Origin of the sequence: Microbacterium sp. H83 (assembly GCF_001650405.1) — a bacterium.
GTDB lineage: Bacteria > Actinomycetota > Actinomycetes > Actinomycetales > Microbacteriaceae > Microbacterium.
This window is the reverse complement of sequence record NZ_LWCU01000007.1, coordinates 1-15,583: the sequence shown is the minus strand read 5'-3', so window position 1 is coordinate 15,583 and position 15,583 is coordinate 1. Positions and strand designations below refer to the sequence as shown.

Below are 15,583 nucleotides of genomic sequence, written 5' to 3'. Positions count from 1 at the left end.
TGTGCGCGACGGGTGGCGCCTCAGCGCGTGCCCCAGTTGTAGAGGTCCTTATACAGACCCGCGTAGAGCAGGCTCTCGGTGTGCGCGACGCCGGGGAGCGTGCGGATGCGGGTGGAGATGAGCTCGAGCAGGTGCTCGTCGCTCTCGCAGACCGCCTCGACGAGGATGTCGAACGTGCCGAGTGTCACGACGACGTAGGCCAGCTCGGTGATCTTCGTCAGCTCCTCGGCGACGAGGCGCGGATCGCCGTTCACGCGGAGTCCGATCATGGACATGCGGTGGAAGCCGAGCTGCATCGGGTCGGTGACGGCCACGATCTGGATGATGCCGGCCTCGGTCATGCGCTGCACACGCTGCCTCGCAGCGGCCTCGCTGAGGCCGACCTCGCGGCCGATCTCGGCGTAGGGCCGGCGGCCGTCCTCCTGCAGGAGCTCGACGATGCGCTTCGAGATGTCGTCGAGGGCGGGCTGCTTCGCTGCGGGGCTCATGTGTCGATATTGACAGGATGGCGTACGTTCGGCAACTGATTCCGTCGAATGAGATGCCTGAGAGTGCGGCTTCCGGCGATCGACCGCTCCGGGAGCAGCTGCTACCAGCGGTGGCGGATGAGGCGGCCGTCGGTGAACCGGATGACGGAGATCGTCATCGCGACCGCGCCCGGACGCACGACGAGCGCGCGGGCGAGCATGCTGCGCGCGGCCGGTCGGACCTCGGCGAGCGTGGTCACCCGGCAGCGCAGATCGAGGTCGGCGATGCGCACGACCCACCAGCCGTTCTCGACCATCGCGGTCACTTCGTACGGAACGGACGAGGTCTTCGTCACGGGGAACCCTTCGTCCGTGGAACGGGAGGCGGGCCCGCGGATGAGGGCCCGGATACAAGACCCGCCTGCGGACCGATCGTGACGCGAGCGCCGGGCAACCCCTCGACCGGTGAGACGCGATGTGTCATGCTGAGTCGGACGTCGATCCCGGGGGGAATCTCATGGCACGGCCGCTCGCCGGACCCCAGACCCTGCTCCGCACCCTCAACGGGCGGGCGATCCTCGAGACCCTCGCTCGTCGAGGGCCGCTCACGCGCAGCGAGCTGGTGGGGGAGACAGGGCTGTCGCGCACCGCCGTCACGCAGGTGCTGCGGATGTTCGAGAGCTCGAGCGCCGTCGCCGCGGCCGGGCTCGACCGGGACACGAGGGGGCCGGCGGCAGGCCGCGTGGCGCTGCACCCCCAGCTCGGATTCGCCGCCGCCGTGCACGTCGACCCGCATGCCGCGCACGTCGTCCTCGTGGATCCGACGGGCACCGTGCGCGCCGAGCAGCACGGCGCCTTCCCGGTGCAGGGCGACCGGGTCGAGCACATCGCCGCGCTCGTGGAGGCCTGCCGCAGCGCAGTGCGCGGACCCCTGGTGCTGACCGTGGTCGCCGTGCCTGGCATCGTGACGGCCGACGGCGGCATCCGCGATGATCAGGGCCCCGACGGCGGAGCGTTCCGCGCGTCGCTGGCCACGCGTCTGGACTGTCCGGTGCGGGTCGAGAACGACGTCAACCTCGCCGCTCTCGCCGAGCTGACCGAGGGCTCGGGGGCCGAGCTGGCGAGCTTCGCCCTGCTGCTCCTCGATGACGGGCTGGGCGCGGGCATCGTCATCGACGGCGTGCTGCACCGCGGCTTCTCCGGCGTCGCGGGCGAGGTCATGTACGTGCCGCAGACGCCGCTCCCCATCGGAGCCCCTGTGCTCGGTGAGGACGTCGTGCAGGATCTCGCGACGGCCCACGGTCTCGACCCCGAGGAGCCGCTCGACCGTCACCTCGACGCCGCGTCCGCGGGCGACGAGGCCGCACTCGCGCTGGTCTCGGAGATGGGACGCCGCCTCGCCTACGTCGCGGGCACGATCGCGCTGGTCCTCGACCCCGAGGCCTTCGTCCTCAGCGGATACGCCGCGCACCCCGCTCTCGTCGATGCCGTCGCCGCCGTCGCGGAGGAGCTGGCCGCGCAGCTGCCGATGCGGTTCACGGTGTCGTCTTTCGGGCCGGAGGCCCCGCTCGTCGGCGCCGTCGATCAGGCGGCGTCGGCGCTGCGCGCCACGGTCTTCTCGCAGCTCGTCCCGTCGGCGGAGCGCCGCACCGGACGACGGGCGGCGGAGAGGCGCGTGCTGGTCGAAGGAGGACGCTGATGTCCGACCTCGCGGAACGGCTCGGCCTCGACCCCGATGCCAGGGCGATCATCCTCAACGCCGACGACTTCGGGATGTGTCACGCGGCGAACACCGCGATCGCGGGGCTGTTGGATGCCGGATACGTCGACTCGGCGACCGTGATGGTGCCATGCGCCTGGGCGCCGGAGGCGCTGTCGTTCGCGGCGTCTCGCACCGACCTCGACGTCGGGGTCCATCTCGTGCTCACCAGCGAGTGGACGCGCTACCGCTGGCGGCCGCTCACCGGAACCGGGACGACGCTCGTCGACGAGGCGGGGTTCTTCCCGGCTGACGTCCTCTCCGTGGAGGAGACCGCCGCCGTCGCGGACGTGTCCGCCGAGATCGCCGCGCAGCTGCAGACCGCGCTCGCCGCGGGGGTGGACGTGACGCACCTCGACAATCACATGGGCTCGGTCTACGGCCTTCTCACCGGACGGGACTTCCTGCGACCGGTGCTCGAGCTCGCGGCGCAGCACGGTCTGCCGTTCCGGCTGCCGCGCAGCATGGAGGGCACGGCGACCGACCCCGCGCTGCAGGCGAAGCTGGATGCCGCGTCGGCGGCGGCCGATGCGCTCGGCGTCGAGATCGTCGACCGGCTGTGGACCCACCCGTTCGAGGCGGCGCCCGGTGAGACCTACGAGCAGGTCAGGGACGGCTTCGTCGCGCTGCTGCGGGCCATACCGTCCGGGGTCACCGAGATCTACCTGCATCCGATGACCGACGACGACGAGCTGCGGGCGCTCGTCGACGTCGCCGCCGAGAAGCGCGGCCATGAGCTGCGCCTGCTGTCGGACCCGGTCGTGCTCCATGCGATCGCGGACGAGGGGCTCGTGCGTCTGGGATGGCGGGCGCTGCGCGACCTCCAACGGCAGGGCGGAGGCGCCTCATGATGTCGATGACCGCTCGACTGCGCGACCGTCGCCTCGACGCGGCCCCGTCGAGAGCGCAGACGATCGCGTTCGGGGCGTCGGGCTTCCCGACGCAGCTCATGACGCAGACGTTCTCCGCGTTCGTCGTGTACTTCTACGTCACCCATCTCGGGGTGGCGCCGGGATGGGTGGCGGCGGCGATGATCGCGCACGGCGTGCTCAACGCGGTGCTCAACCCGGTGGTCGGGGCGGTGTCCGATCGCTTCCGCACGCCGTGGGGCCGGCGCATCCCGTGGATAGGAATCGGGATCGTGCCGCTCGTGGTCGCCTTCGCGCTCGTGTGGATGCCGCCGGAGCTGCCGACCGCCGGCCTCATCGTGTGGTTCCTCGTCGTCGTGGCCGTGTACGACATCGCGTACGTGGTGGTCGTCCTCAACATCTCGGCGCTGTTCCCCGAGATCTTCCGCACCACCGAGGAGCGCGCCCGTGGCAACGTCCCCCGGCAGATCTTCGCGATCCTCGGCATGGTGCTCGGGACCGCAGGGGCGCCCGCGCTGTACGACTCGATCGGCTGGCCCGGCATGGCGGTCGTGCTCAGCGCCGTGTGCCTCGTGTTCCTGGTGTGGTCGTTCGCCGGCGGCATGATCGAGCGCCGCGTGCCCGAAGCCGCATCCGAGGCGATGCGCTGGCGCGACCAGCTCACCTACACCTTCGCGAACCGCGCGTTCGTGCCGTACGTGCTGGGGTCGCTGTGCGTGCAGACGGCGATCGCCGTCATCCTCGCCGCGCTGCCGTTCTACGTGCGGTACTCGCTGCATGCGGCCGAGGGGGAGGGGAGCATCCTGCTGGGGGCGATCTTCCTCACGGCGATCCCGTCGATCGTGCTATGGAGCGCGGTCGTCCGACGGACGTCGCCGCGCTCCGCGCTGCTGGCGAGCGTCGCGGTGTTCGGCGTGGCCGTGCTCGGCTACCTCCTCCCGTCGAGCGTGCTCGCGGCCGCGCTGGTGGGCGTCGCGGTGGGCGTCGGCGTCGGCGGGCTGCTGCAGCTGCTCGAGGTCGTGCTCGCCCAGATCATCGACGACGACGCGGCGCGCACAGGGCATCGCCGCGAGGGCGCGTACTTCGGCGTCAACGGCTTCGTGGTGCGCGGCTCGGTCGTGCTGCAGGCCGTGGTCGCCGCCGCTGTGCTCACCGGGTCGGGCTTCGATGCGGCTCTCGGCGACGCGCAGCCCGAGTCGGTCGACGGCGGAATCCGGCTGATGGTCGCCGTCGTCCCGATGGCGTTCTGCGCCCTCGGCTGGCTGTGCTTCTTCCTCTACCCGCTCCGCACCCGCGACTGACGGTCGTCCGCTACGCGGAGCGCCGTGCCTCCCAGCCGGTCCGCACCATCTCGTCGACCGAGTAGCGCATCCTCCAGTCCAGATCGCGAGCGGCGAGTTCTCCCGTCGCGACGATGCGGTCGGGATCGCCCGGTCGGCGAGGGCCGATCTCGGCCGTGAAGTCGATGCCCGTGACGCGGGACATGGCGTCCATGATCTGCTTCACGCTGAGGCCGTCGCCGGAGCCGAGGTTGTAGGCCGCCTCGATGGGCTCGCCCGCGGCGAGGCGCTTCGCGGCGGCGACGTGCGCGGCCGCGATGTCGCCGACGTGCACGTAGTCGCGCACGTTCGTGCCGTCCTCCGTGTCGTAGTCGTCGCCGTTGATGCGAGGGGTCTCGCCTGCGAGGAGCTTCTCGAACACGATCGGGAAGAGGTTGTGCGGGCTGACGTCGTAGACCGTCGGGTCGGCGGAGCCGACGACGTTGAAGTACCGCAGCGACGTGTGCCGCAGCGGAGCATCCGAGTCGGCTGTGGCGACCGCCTGGTCGCGCAGCAGCCATTCGCCGATGAGCTTGGACTCGCCGTAGGGGCTGGCCGGCTTCTTCTCGGTGCTCTCGACCACGAGCGGCACGTCGGGGGTGCCGAACACGGCGGCGGAGGACGAGAACACGATGTTCGTGACGCCGGCCGCCTGCATCGCCTCGAGGATCACGCGCGTGCCCTCGACGTTCTGCGCGTACGTGTGCAGGGGGCGCTGCACAGAGACCCCGGCGTACTTGTAGCCCGCGACGTGGATGACACCGTCGGCCTCGTGCTCGCGCAGCGTCTTCTCGACGAGGTCGCGGTTCAGGATGCTGCCCTGCACGAACGGCACGCCCTCGGGCACGAACGACGCCACCCCGCTGGAGAGGTCGTCGAGGACGACGGGGGTCAGTCCCGCATCCGCGAGTGCGCGGACGACGTGCGAGCCGATGTAGCCGGCGCCGCCGGTGACGATCCAGGACATGGTGCTCCTCTGGTCGGGAGAAGGGGAGGCTTCAGTATCTCAAACGTCCCGGTGGGCGCCCGCGGCGGGCGTGACGGTGAACACCGCCGGAGCCTCGAACCCGGATGCCGCGAAGGCCGCGGCGACCGCATCAGAGACGGACTTCACGGCGTCCTGCTCGATCAGCGCGATCGCGGCGCCGCCGAAGCCGCCGCCCGTCATGCGTGCGCCGAGGGCGCCGGCGGCGAGGGCCGCGTCGACCGCCGTGTCGAGCTCGGGGACGGAGATCTCGAAGTCGTCGCGCATCGAGGCGTGCGAGGCGACCAGGAGGTCGCCGATCGCCCTGGCGCCGTCTTCGCGCAGCACTCGCACGGTGTCGAGGACGCGCTGGTTCTCGGTGACGATGTGCCGCACGCGGCGGAAGGTCACGTCGTCCATGAGCTCGGCGGCGCGGGGCAGGTCGTCCACCGACACGTCGCGGAGGCTCGGGACGCCCATGATCTCTGCGCCCTTCTCGCACGACGCGCGGCGCTCCCGGTATCCGCCGGTCGAATGGGCGTGCTTCACGCGGGTGTCCATGACGAGGATGGCGAGGCCCGCCTCGGCGACGCCGACGGGCACGAGAGCGGCGTCGAGGGTGCGACAGTCGAGGAAGATCGCGGCGTCGGGCTCGCCGAGCATCGACGCCATCTGATCCATGATGCCGGTCGGCGCGCCCACGGCCTCGTTCTCGGCGCGACGGCCGATGCGGGCGAGGGCCACGCGGTCGAGCCCGGCGCTCCAGAGGTCGTTCAGCGCCGATGCCGCGGCTCCCTCGATCGCGGCGGAGGACGACAGCCCCGCGCCGACCGGCACGTCCGAGGCGATCGCGATGTCGACGCCGGGGCCGGACGCACCCGCCTGGCGCAGCGCCCAGGCGACCCCGAGGGGGTAGGCCGCCCACTCCGGAACGCGGGGGGACGTGCCGGCGGGAGTGGGGAAGAGATCGTCGAGGTCGTCGAGAGCGACCTCCACGGCGTCCTCGGCGAAGGTCGAGGCGACCCGGATGCGGGCGTCGTCGCGCACGCCGACCGCCGCGACGGTGCGAAACGGGATCGCGAAGGGGAGGACGAACCCCTCGTTGTAGTCGGTGTGCTCGCCGATGAGATTCGCGCGGCCGGGAGCCGACCAGACGCCGTCCGGCTCGCGTCCGGTGAGCTCGGCGAAGAGGGTCGCGGCGTCGGCATCCGTCGCCGTGGGAGTGGTCGGCGTCGGGGGAGCGGGCTCGGAAGCGGTCATGCGGATACCTCGTCGGTGGGGGTGGTCTCGGTGAGCGCGGGCTCGGTCTGCGCGGCGTCGGGCGCGTCGGCGTCGTCGGCCCTCGCGATGGCCTCACGAATGCGGGCGGCGCCCTGCTCGGGGGTGACCTCGGCGGCCCAGGCCCACATGGCGGCTTCGGATCCGGCGAGGAACTTCAGCTTGTCGGCCGCGCGGCGGGGGCTCGTGAGCTGCAGGTGCAGGCGCACGCTCTCGCGTCCGGTGTGCACGGGAGCCTGGTGCCAGGCCGCGATGTACGGCGTCGGCGTGTCGTAGAGCGCGTCGACCCCGCGGAGCAGCCGCAGGTACAGGGGCGCGAGCTCGTCGCGCTCGGCGGTGGTCGTCTCGGCGAAGTCGGGCACGTGCCGGTGCGGCATGAGGTGCACCTCGAGGGGCCAGCGCGCGGCGAAGGGCACGAACGCCGTCCAGTGCTCGCCGCGGAAGACGACGCGCTCGGACGCCTGCTCGAACTCGAGGATGCGCTGGAACAGGTCGGGCGCCGTGCGGTCGATCGAGTCCAGCAGACGTGTGGTGCGCGGGGTGACGTACGGGTAGGCGTAGATCTGGCCGTGCGGATGCGGCAGGGTGACGCCGATCGCCTCGCCGCGGTTCTCGAACGGGAAGACCTGCTCGATACCGGGCAGCGTCGACAGGGCGGCGGTGCGGTCGGCCCAGGCCTCGATGACGGTGCGCGCACGGGTGACGGACTGGGTGCCGAACGAGCCGGTGTGCTCCGGGCTGAAGCACACGACCTCGCAGCGCCCGACCGAGGTGCGGGTGCGGCCGAGGCCCAGCGCGGCGAGGTCGTCGAGGCCGCGCGGCGGATTGCCCGCGGCGGGCGCGGCGCCGATCGCCTCGGCGAGCGCGGGGCCGAACGCGGGGGAGCGGTTCTCGAAGACCGCGACGTCGTACAGCGACGGGACCTCGGAGGGGTTGGTCGGCGACTGCGGCGCGAGCGGGTCGGCGTCGGCGCTGGGCATCATGACGCGGTTCTGCCGATTGGCGGCGACCGTGATCCAGTCTCCGGTGAGCACGTCGAGGCGCATCGTCGCGGTCTCGCCGCGGGGGTCCAGGGTGCGGGCGTCGACGGCGCGGTCGGCGCCGAGCGTGGTGCCGGGGTCGTCGAAGTAGATGAGCTCGCGGCCGTCGGCGAGCGTGGTGGCTCGTTTCACGACGCCGGCGCTCAGGGTCTCGGTTCGCAACTCCGCAGATTCGTCCGTGTTCACGTAAACATGGTAGGCACACGGCCGTGGTAACGTCAACATTCCGGAGTTGTGAACGGCGAAGACAGTCGACGGAGGAGGGCGGATGCACGACGACGACCTGTCGCGCGGCGCTGACCGCCCGCGCCGACAGCGCACGGCCTCGGGCCGCGTCTCGATGGCCATGGTCGCCGGCAGGGCGGGAGTGTCGGGGCAGACCGTCTCGCGGGTCGTGAACGACAGCCCCCGGGTCGATCCCACCACCCGGGAGCGCGTCGAGAGGGCCATGGCCGAGCTGGGCTACCGCCCGCACCGCGCCGCCCGGGCGCTGCGGACCGGACGCTCCCAGACCATCGGTCTCGTCGTGACGACGCTGGCCACGGTCGGCAACTCCCGGATGCTGCAGGCCACCGCCGAGGCCGCTGCCGAGCGCGGCTACGCCCTCACCCTCGTCACGGCGGGCGACAGCGTGGCCGACGCCTTCGACCGCCTCGCCGAGCAGGAGGTCGACGGCGCGATCGTGCTCAACGAGGCCTCGGCTCTCCTTCCCGCGGCGCAGCGGCCCGTCGGTCTGCGCCTCGTCGTCATCGACGCCCCGCCCTCGGCCGACCTCGTCGTCGTGCACAGCGACCACGTCGGCGGTGCGGCCACCGCGACAGCGCGCCTGCTCGCCCTCGGGCGCGACGCCGTGCACCACCTCGCGGGACCCGCCGACTCGTTCGCCGCGGCGGAGCGCGAACGCGGCTGGCGCGAGACGCTCGTCGCGGCCGGGGTCGCACCGCCGGCCGTGGTGCGGGGCGATTGGTCGGCGGAGTCCGGCTACGCGGCGGGAGAGGCTCTGGCCACGGCATCCGCCGTCTTCTGCGCCAACGACCAGATGGCGCTCGGCCTGCTGCGCGCGCTCGCCGAGCGGGGCCGGCGGGTTCCGGAGGACGTCGCGGTGATCGGGTTCGACGACGTGCCGGATGCCGCGAACTACCGCCCGCCGCTGACGACGATCCGCCAGGACTTCAGTGCCCTCGCGCATCGCGCCGTCGAGCTGCTCGTGACCGAGATCGAGGGTGCGGGCGCGGCCTCGGCATCCGCCGTCGTCCCCACGCATCTCGTCGAGCGCTCCAGCGCCCGCTGAGCACGACGCCGCCCGGCAGTAGGCTCGGCGGCATGACCGAGCCGGATGCCGCGCCGCGTGCAGGAGCGCGGGTCGTCCTCGCCCCCGACAGCTTCAAGGGCACGATCACGGCGGCGGATGCGGCGACCGCCCTCGCCGCGGGATGGGCCGCGGTCGATCCCGCCGTGACGTTCCTGCACCGGCCGATGGCCGACGGCGGGGAGGGCACCGTCGCGGCCTTCGCGGCGGCCGTGCCGGGCGTGGAGCGGATGCCGATCATCGTCGACGGTCCGGCCGGCGCCCCGGCCGAGACGAGCTGGCTGCTGCTGCCCGCATCCGCGGACGCCCCCGGCGGCACGGCCGTCGTGGACCTCGCGTCGACGTCGGGCATCGAGATGCTCGACCGGCTCCGCCCGGAGGACGCCGACACGACGGGGTTCGGGCAGGCGATCGCGGCGGCCCTCGATCACGGGGTGTCGCGGCTCGTGCTGGGGATCGGATCGAGCGCGTCGACTGACGGCGGCACGGGGATGCTGTCGGCGCTGGGCGCGCGCTTCCTCGATGCGTCCGGTGCCCCGGTCGCCCCCGGCGCACGAGGGCTCGCCGCCATCGCGTCCGTCGACCTCCGCGGCCTGCGTGCGGCGCCGGAGGTGCGCGTGCTCACGGACGTCGCGAATCCGCTCACCGGTCCGCGCGGCGCGGCGGCCGTCTTCGGCCCGCAGAAGGGGCTGGATCGCTCCGGGATCGAGCGGGCGGATGCGGGCCTCGCGCGCCTCGCCGATCTGCTGTCCCTCGATCCGACGCTGCCCGGAGCGGGTGCGGCCGGCGGCACGGGAGGCGCCCTGGCGGTATGGGGCGCCACGCTGACGCCGGGAGCTGCAGAGGTCGCGCACCTCATCGGGCTGGCCGACGCGATCCGCGACGCCGACGTCGTGATCACGGGAGAGGGGTCCTACGACGGGCAGTCCGGCGACGGCAAGGCGCCGTCGTTCGTCGCGGCGCTCGCCGCCTCCGCGGACACCCGCGTACTGCTCGTCGCGGGCCGGATCGGCGCGGACGCCGACAGGTCGCCGTTCGCGGCATCCGTCTCGCTGACCGATCTCGCCGGGTCGATGGATGCCGCGCGCGCGGAGCCCGCGCGCTGGCTGCGCGAAGCCGGCTCCGCGCTCGCGAGGAGCATGCCGCCGGCGCTCAGGCGCTGAGCGCGCCCGGCGCCGCATGCCGCCGGCGCTCAGGCTCCGACCGCGCTCAGGCGCCGACCGCGCTCAGGCGCCGACCGCGCTCAGGCGCCGAGCGCCGCCGAGACGACCGCGCGAGCCTCGGCCTGCACCTCGGCGAGGTGCTCCGGTCCGCGCAGGCTCTCGGCGTACAGCTTGTAGACGTCCTCCGTGCCCGACGGACGCGCGGCGAACCACGCGTGCTCGGTCTGCACCTTGAGCCCGCCGATCGCGGCGCCGTTGCCCGGCGCGTGCGACAGCCTGGCGGTGATCTCCTCGCCCGCGAGGGTCGTGGCCGTCACGGCATCCGGAGACAGCTTGCCGAGCGTGGCCTTCTGCTCGGGCGTCGCGGGCGCGTCGACGCGCTGATACGCGGACGATCCGAACGCCTCCTCGAGCTCGCGGTACCTCTCCGACGGCGTCTTTCCCGTCACGGCGATGATCTCGGCCGCGAGCAGGCAGAGCAGGATGCCGTCCTTGTCGGTCGACCACACGGAGCCGTCCCTGCGCAGGAACGACGCACCGGCCGACTCCTCGCCGCCGAACGCGACGGATCCGTCGAGCAGGCCGGGCACGAACCACTTGAAGCCGACCGGCACCTCGAGCAGGCGGCGTCCGAGCGATTCGGCGACGCGATCGATGATCATCGACGACACGAGCGTCTTGCCGATCGCCGCGTCGCGCGGCCACTCGGCGCGGTGCGAGAACAGGTAGTCGATCGCGACCGCGAGGTAGTGGTTCGGGTTCATCAGCCCGGCGTCGGGGGTGACGATGCCGTGGCGGTCGGCGTCCGCATCGTTGCCGGTGAGGACGTCGTAGTCGCCCTTCTTCGCCACGAGCGAGGCCATGGCCGAGGGGGAGGACGGATCCATGCGGATCTTCTCGTCCCAGTCGAGCGTCATGAAGCGCCACGTCGGATCGACCTCGGGGTTCACGACGGTCAGGTCGAGGTCGTAGACCTCGCCGATCAGCTGCCAGTACTCCACCGATGCCCCGCCGAGGGGGTCGGCGCCGATGCGCACACCGGCGGCGCGGATCGCGTCGATGTCGATGATCGAGGCGAGGTCGCGCACGTAGGCGTCGCGGAAGTCGTAGTTCGGCAGAGCGTCGAAGTCGATGTCGGCGAAGCGCTCGCGCTGCACGCCCTCGAGGCCGGCCGCGATCAGCTCGTTGGCCCGGTTCGCGATCCAGCCGGTCGCGTCGGTGTCGGCCGGGCCACCGTGCGGCGGGTTGTACTTGAAGCCTCCGTCACGGGGAGGGTTGTGCGACGGGGTGACGACGATGCCGTCGGCGCGGCCTGCGGCATCCGGGGCGAGGTCCCGGTTGAAGGTGAGGATGGCGTGGCTCAGCGCGGGGGTCGGCACCCAGGAGTCGCGGGAGTCGACGCGCACGTCCACGCCGTTGGCGACGAGCACCTCGATGGCGCTGCGCTCGGCGGGTAGCGACAGGGCGTGGGTGTCGCGTCCGAGGAACAGGGGTCCGGTGATGCCCTGCGCCGTGCGGTAGTCGACGATGGCCTGGGTCGTGGCGAGGATGTGATGCTCGTTGAAGCTGTTCGACAGCGACGAGCCGCGGTGGCCGCTCGTGCCGAACACCACGCGCTCGGCGGCGACCTCGGGATCCGGGGTGCGATCGTAGTAGGCGGCGATCAGCTCGTCGACGTCGATCAGGTCAGTGTCCTCCGCGGGGAGGCCGGCACGGCTCGTCATGCAGACAGTCTGCCCCGATCTCGGCATCCGCGCATCTCTCACGTCGGCCCTTGACGCGGGTGGGCCCAGGGCGGCAGAGGGGGCGTCGGGGCCGTGCCGAGTCGCTAAGGTGAAACGCGTGACTGAACGCCGCACCTACAGCTACCTCGGCCCCGCCGGAACCTTCACGGAGGCGGCGCTCGAACAGGTTGCCGAGGCGCGAGGACAGGACTGGCGAGCGGTGCACAACGTGGGCGAGGCGCTCGACGACGTGCTCTCGGGCGTCTCGGACGCCGCGATGATCGCGATCGAGAACTCCATCGAGGGCGGCGTCTCGACGACCCAGGATGCTCTCGCGACACTGCCAGGCCTGCGGATCATCGGCGAGTATCTGGTGCCGGTGAACTTCGTGCTCGTCGCGCCGCGCGGCACGACCCTCGACGATGTGACCGTGATCGCCGCCCATCCCGTCGCCTACGCGCAGTGCCACGGCTGGCTCGGCGCGCACGTGCCGTCGCACTCGCACATCCCGGCGGCGAGCAACGTGGCATCCGCGATCGGCGTGCTCGACGGCACGCTCCCTGCGCAGGCGGCCATCGCCGCCCCCGGCATCGTGAAGCACCTCGACGTCGATGTGCTCGCCGAGGGGATCGGCGACAACGCGCAGGCGGTCACGCGGTTCGTGCTCGTCACGCGCACGACCACCGCACCGGCTCCGACCGGAGCGGACAAGACATCGCTCATCGTCGAGCTGCCCCATGACCACCCGGGATCGCTGCTGGAGATGCTCGAGCAGTTCTCGACCAGGGGCATCAACCTGTCGCTCATCGAGTCGCGGCCCATCGGCGACGAGCTCGGCCGCTACCGGTTCGTCATCGACGCCGACGGACACATCTCGCACGAGCGCATGGCCGATGCGCTGCTCGGCATCCGTCGGTTCAGCCCGCGCGTCGTGTTCCTCGGATCGTACCCGCGTGCCGATCGGCAGATCGTGCAGTACCCCGACCGCTACGCCGACGACGTCTTCGTCGAGGCGCGCGACTGGCTGCGCGGCCTGCTCTCGGGCGAGCCCGAGGCGTAGCGCCGGGCGCGGGCCGTCCGAGCCGGGATGGATGGAAAACGCCTCGCGCTGACCCCCGGCAGCGGCGTTTTCCATCCATCCCGCGAAGGGCTCGCCGGGGCACCTGTCCTGCACAGATCGGGGTGGCGAGGAGAGTGTCGCGGATGCCGGCGGGTCGGCGGCGGATGCGTCGGGGGAGCCATGGCGTCGTGGCAGCATGTCGCGATGCATCATCGGCGTCGTCTTCCACCCTCGCTCGGCGACGAGTTCAGCATCCGGCATGCGCTTTCGCGCGGCGTCAGCAGGGGGCGCGCGGATGCTCGCGATCTCGCTCGTCCCTTCCATGGCGTGAGATCGACCGCTCTGCCGACGACCTTCCGAGCGCGGGTGGAGTGCTATCTGCCGCGGATGCGTGCTGGCCAGAGACTCGTGGCGCGGAGCGCCGTGCGACAGTGGTCCCTGCCCTATCCGCAGAGGTGGCGGATCGAGGAACCCCTGGAGATCGCCTGCCCGCAGCAGCAGAATCCGCCCCGCACGTCCGGCGTGAGCGGTCGGCGGCTCGCCGCGGAGCGAGCGGACACGTGGTTCGTTCGAGGAGCGCCCGTGGTCGACCCGGTCTCAGCTGTGTTCTCGAGCGCGGGCGGGCTCACGGTCCTGCAGGTGGTCGTGCTCCTCGATGCTGTGATCGCGACCGCGGACAACTACCCGGGGCGCGACGAGACACCCCGGCCGAGGGTGACCCTCGACGATGTGGTGCAGCAGCTGGATCGCTGGGGACGCTTCGCCGGAAGCGCGACGGTTCGGAAGGCCATCAGGTTCGTGCGAGAGCGTGTCGAATCTCCCAAGGAGACGGAGACGCGGATGCTGATCATTCAGGCCGGGCTTCCTGAGCCGGTGGTCCAGTTCGACGTCCGGGACGCCGACGTGTCGATCGCGCGGCTCGATCTGGCGTACCCCGAGTGGCGGATCGCCATCGAGTACGAGGGAGACGGCCATCGGACGAGCAGTGCGCAGTGGCGTCGCGACATCCGGCGGCATCGCGACCTCGAAGACCGGGGATGGGCGGTGATCCGGCTCACGCAACAGGATCTCGACGCTCCCGAGGCCTTCCTCGCGCTCGTCCGGCGGCTCATCACACTCAGACGCACCGAGATGGATGGAAATCGCCGCTGAGCGCTCCCAGCCAGCGACGTTTTCCATCCATCCCTCGAGTCGGGGTGGGCGCGGCGGGGCCGGGCGAGGGGCTCAGTGCTCGCGGAACAGCGGCCAGCCGCTGCCCGGCCGCATCTTCGAGTGCAGGGCGCCCTTCGCCGATTCCAGCGTCGGGTAGGTGCCGGTCGCGGCATCCGATCCCGCCATCACGACGGTGTACCCCTCGCTGTCATGGCGGATGCTGCCCACCACGCCGTTCGTGCCGTACGCCACCCACAGGGCCAAGGTGCTGGTGCTCATCGTCGAACCCCTTCCGTTGCCGCTGACGCTACGCCCGCCCGAACCGGAATACCAGCCCCCGCGCCGCGCGATCCGCCGCGAGGCCCGGGTCAGACCGCGGCCGCGACGAGCTCGAGCGTCTGAGCGCGGCCGGCCGCGGAGTCGCGGGGCTCGGCCTCGTAGGCGCCGGCGACGGGCGACAGCATGACCTCGTCGACCCCGTGGGTCGTCGCGAACGCGCGCAGCTCCTGGGCGACCGACTCCCCGGTCCCGACGAACCACCGCGAGCGCGCGGCCTCGATGACCTGGTCGGTCGCGGCATCCGTCTGCGCCGCGAGCGCCTCTTCGACCGTCTCCAGGGCGACGAGCGGCTGGTTGAGCCGCAGTCGCGCCATCATCCGCAGCTGAGGGAGCGCGCGGGCCTCGGCCTCCTCCTGCGTCGGGGAGGCGACGGCGTTGACGGTGAGGAACGTCCGGGGCTCGGGGTGCTCCTCGCTCGGGCGGTACCCGCTGCGGTACAGGTCGAGCGCGCGTTCGAGACCCTGCCCCGAGAAGTGGTTCGCGAAGACGTACGGCAGCCCGTGCGAGGCCGCGAGCTGTGCGGAGTAGTCGCTCGATCCGAGCAGCCACACCTCCGGGGCGCCGGTCGCGGCGGGCGTCGCGCGCACGGTGTACTCGCCGCCCGACGTGAACCGCACGGTCGCGCCGTCGCCCGACACGAGGGCCCCGATGTCCTGCACGTGCCGCGGGAACTGCTCGACGTCGCTCGTCGTGCCCGATCCGCGCAGCAGCTGGGTGATCACGGGGTCGCTGCCGGGGGCGCGGCCGAGTCCGAGGTCGATGCGTCCCGGAGCGATGGCCTCGAGCGCGGCGAACTGCTCGGCGACGATGAGCGGAGCATGGTTCGGCAGCATGACCCCGCCGGACCCCAGGCGGATGCTCGTGGTCCGCGTCGCGGCCGCGGCGATGAGCACCGGGGGCGTCGTCGACGCGACGGCCGGCATGTTGTGGTGCTCGGCGAACCAGTAGCGGCGATACCCGAGCCGATCCGCCGCCTCGGCGAGGGACAGGGAAGCCGCGATGGCTTCGGCGCTGGTCTGCCCGGTGCGCACCGGGACGAGGTCGAGAACGGAGAGAGCAGTCATCGACGGATGCAACGGCGAGGGCGGGCTCGGAATTCCCGCCCGCCGCGTCGCCGCCCCCTCTCCGCCCCCCTTCCGC

At 72.1% G+C, this 15,583-nt stretch carries 15 protein-coding genes; 7 read left to right on the top strand and 8 right to left on the bottom strand.

The genetic code is table 11. From position 1 onward, the window contains the following. Nucleotides 1-20 precede the first annotated feature (20 nt). Together A4X16_RS03970 and A4X16_RS03965 are read right to left on the bottom strand one after the other, a co-directional pair. Entirely contained in the window at nucleotides 21-488 is a 468-nt protein-coding gene (locus A4X16_RS03970) for an Lrp/AsnC family transcriptional regulator (protein ID WP_067116712.1), read from the bottom strand. Nucleotides 489-589: 101 nt separating this feature from the next. Further along, nucleotides 590-823, bottom strand: a complete 234-nt coding sequence (locus A4X16_RS03965; RefSeq protein WP_067116709.1) for a hypothetical protein — start codon at nucleotides 821-823, stop codon at nucleotides 590-592. A gap of 161 nt (nucleotides 824-984) precedes the next feature. Here A4X16_RS03965 and A4X16_RS03960 point away from each other — a divergent pair, with 161 nt between their 5' ends. Genes A4X16_RS03960 through A4X16_RS03950 form a run of 3 tightly spaced genes read left to right on the top strand, consistent with a single transcriptional unit; the run spans nucleotide 985 to nucleotide 4,396 of the window. Then, nucleotides 985-2,166: an ROK family transcriptional regulator gene (locus A4X16_RS03960; protein ID WP_067116706.1), complete on the top strand. Its 1,182-nt coding sequence runs from the start codon at nucleotides 985-987 to the stop codon at nucleotides 2,164-2,166. After that, nucleotides 2,166-3,077, top strand: coding sequence for a polysaccharide deacetylase family protein (locus A4X16_RS03955; RefSeq protein ID WP_067116703.1), 912 nt, complete (start codon nucleotides 2,166-2,168; stop codon nucleotides 3,075-3,077). The genes A4X16_RS03960 and A4X16_RS03955 overlap by 1 nt, the downstream gene beginning before the upstream one ends. Nucleotides 3,078-3,082: 5 nt before the next feature. Then, entirely contained in the window at nucleotides 3,083-4,396 is a 1,314-nt protein-coding gene (locus tag A4X16_RS03950; RefSeq protein WP_231880264.1) for an MFS transporter, read from the top strand. Nucleotides 4,397-4,406: 10 nt separating this feature from the next. Here the strand turns inward: A4X16_RS03950 and galE are convergent, their stop codons facing one another. The 3 genes from galE to galT are packed head-to-tail and all read right to left on the bottom strand — an operon-like array spanning nucleotide 4,407 to nucleotide 7,882. Continuing rightward, nucleotides 4,407-5,381, bottom strand: a complete 975-nt coding sequence (gene galE, locus A4X16_RS03945; protein WP_067116697.1) for a UDP-glucose 4-epimerase GalE — start codon at nucleotides 5,379-5,381, stop codon at nucleotides 4,407-4,409. 39 nt (nucleotides 5,382-5,420) lie between these two features. Then, nucleotides 5,421-6,638, bottom strand: coding sequence for a galactokinase (gene galK / locus A4X16_RS03940; protein ID WP_067116695.1), 1,218 nt, complete (start codon nucleotides 6,636-6,638; stop codon nucleotides 5,421-5,423). After that, entirely contained in the window at nucleotides 6,635-7,882 is a 1,248-nt protein-coding gene (galT, locus tag A4X16_RS03935; protein ID WP_231880263.1) for a galactose-1-phosphate uridylyltransferase, read from the bottom strand. Before galT ends, galK begins: the two co-directional genes overlap by 4 nt. 154 nt (nucleotides 7,883-8,036) lie before the next feature. Here galT and A4X16_RS03930 point away from each other — a divergent pair, with 154 nt between their 5' ends. Together A4X16_RS03930 and A4X16_RS03925 are read left to right on the top strand one after the other, a co-directional pair. Further along, a complete protein-coding gene (locus tag A4X16_RS03930) occupies nucleotides 8,037-8,987 on the top strand; it encodes a LacI family DNA-binding transcriptional regulator (protein WP_067116896.1) in 951 nt (316 codons plus the stop codon). Between the two features lie 32 nt (nucleotides 8,988-9,019). Continuing rightward, on the top strand, nucleotides 9,020-10,168 hold the full coding sequence (locus tag A4X16_RS03925) for a glycerate kinase (protein ID WP_067116689.1): 1,149 nt from the start codon (nucleotides 9,020-9,022) through the stop codon (nucleotides 10,166-10,168). 80 nt (nucleotides 10,169-10,248) lie between these two features. Here the strand turns inward: A4X16_RS03925 and pgm are convergent, their stop codons facing one another. Next, nucleotides 10,249-11,892 carry a phosphoglucomutase (alpha-D-glucose-1,6-bisphosphate-dependent) gene (pgm, locus tag A4X16_RS03920; protein WP_067116687.1) on the bottom strand — a complete coding sequence of 548 codons (1,644 nt, stop codon included), beginning with the start codon at nucleotides 11,890-11,892 and terminating at the stop codon, nucleotides 10,249-10,251. 109 nt (nucleotides 11,893-12,001) lie between these two features. Between pgm and pheA the strand changes: the two genes are divergently transcribed. Then, entirely contained in the window at nucleotides 12,002-12,952 is a 951-nt protein-coding gene (pheA, locus tag A4X16_RS03915; RefSeq protein WP_067116685.1) for a prephenate dehydratase, read from the top strand. Nucleotides 12,953-13,534: 582 nt separating this feature from the next. Next, entirely contained in the window at nucleotides 13,535-14,104 is a 570-nt protein-coding gene (locus A4X16_RS17720) for a hypothetical protein (protein WP_157559941.1), read from the top strand. A gap of 72 nt (nucleotides 14,105-14,176) precedes the next feature. Here the strand turns inward: A4X16_RS17720 and A4X16_RS03905 are convergent, their stop codons facing one another. Continuing rightward, nucleotides 14,177-14,383, bottom strand: coding sequence for a methyltransferase (locus tag A4X16_RS03905; RefSeq protein ID WP_067116679.1), 207 nt, complete (start codon nucleotides 14,381-14,383; stop codon nucleotides 14,177-14,179). Between the two features lie 89 nt (nucleotides 14,384-14,472). Further along, nucleotides 14,473-15,507, bottom strand: a complete 1,035-nt coding sequence (locus tag A4X16_RS03900) for an LLM class flavin-dependent oxidoreductase (protein ID WP_067116677.1) — start codon at nucleotides 15,505-15,507, stop codon at nucleotides 14,473-14,475. Nucleotides 15,508-15,583: the final 76 nt, after the last annotated feature.

What these genes read in the sequence shown, in the direction of transcription:
- galE (WP_067116697.1), bottom strand. Translation starts at nt 5,381, where the DNA reads ATGTCCTGGATCGTCACCGGCGGCGCCGGCTACATCGGCTCGCACGTC.
- pgm (WP_067116687.1), bottom strand. Translation starts at nt 11,892, where the DNA reads ATGACGAGCCGTGCCGGCCTCCCCGCGGAGGACACTGACCTGATCGAC.
- A4X16_RS03970 (WP_067116712.1), bottom strand. Translation starts at nt 488, where the DNA reads ATGAGCCCCGCAGCGAAGCAGCCCGCCCTCGACGACATCTCGAAGCGC.
- A4X16_RS03925 (WP_067116689.1), top strand. Translation starts at nt 9,020, where the DNA reads ATGACCGAGCCGGATGCCGCGCCGCGTGCAGGAGCGCGGGTCGTCCTC.
- A4X16_RS03900 (WP_067116677.1), bottom strand. Translation starts at nt 15,507, where the DNA reads ATGACTGCTCTCTCCGTTCTCGACCTCGTCCCGGTGCGCACCGGGCAG.
- galK (WP_067116695.1), bottom strand. Translation starts at nt 6,638, where the DNA reads ATGACCGCTTCCGAGCCCGCTCCCCCGACGCCGACCACTCCCACGGCG.
- A4X16_RS03950 (WP_231880264.1), top strand. Translation starts at nt 3,083, where the DNA reads ATGACCGCTCGACTGCGCGACCGTCGCCTCGACGCGGCCCCGTCGAGA.
- A4X16_RS03960 (WP_067116706.1), top strand. Translation starts at nt 985, where the DNA reads ATGGCACGGCCGCTCGCCGGACCCCAGACCCTGCTCCGCACCCTCAAC.
- A4X16_RS03955 (WP_067116703.1), top strand. Translation starts at nt 2,166, where the DNA reads ATGTCCGACCTCGCGGAACGGCTCGGCCTCGACCCCGATGCCAGGGCG.
- A4X16_RS03930 (WP_067116896.1), top strand. Translation starts at nt 8,037, where the DNA reads ATGGCCATGGTCGCCGGCAGGGCGGGAGTGTCGGGGCAGACCGTCTCG.
- A4X16_RS03905 (WP_067116679.1), bottom strand. Translation starts at nt 14,383, where the DNA reads ATGAGCACCAGCACCTTGGCCCTGTGGGTGGCGTACGGCACGAACGGC.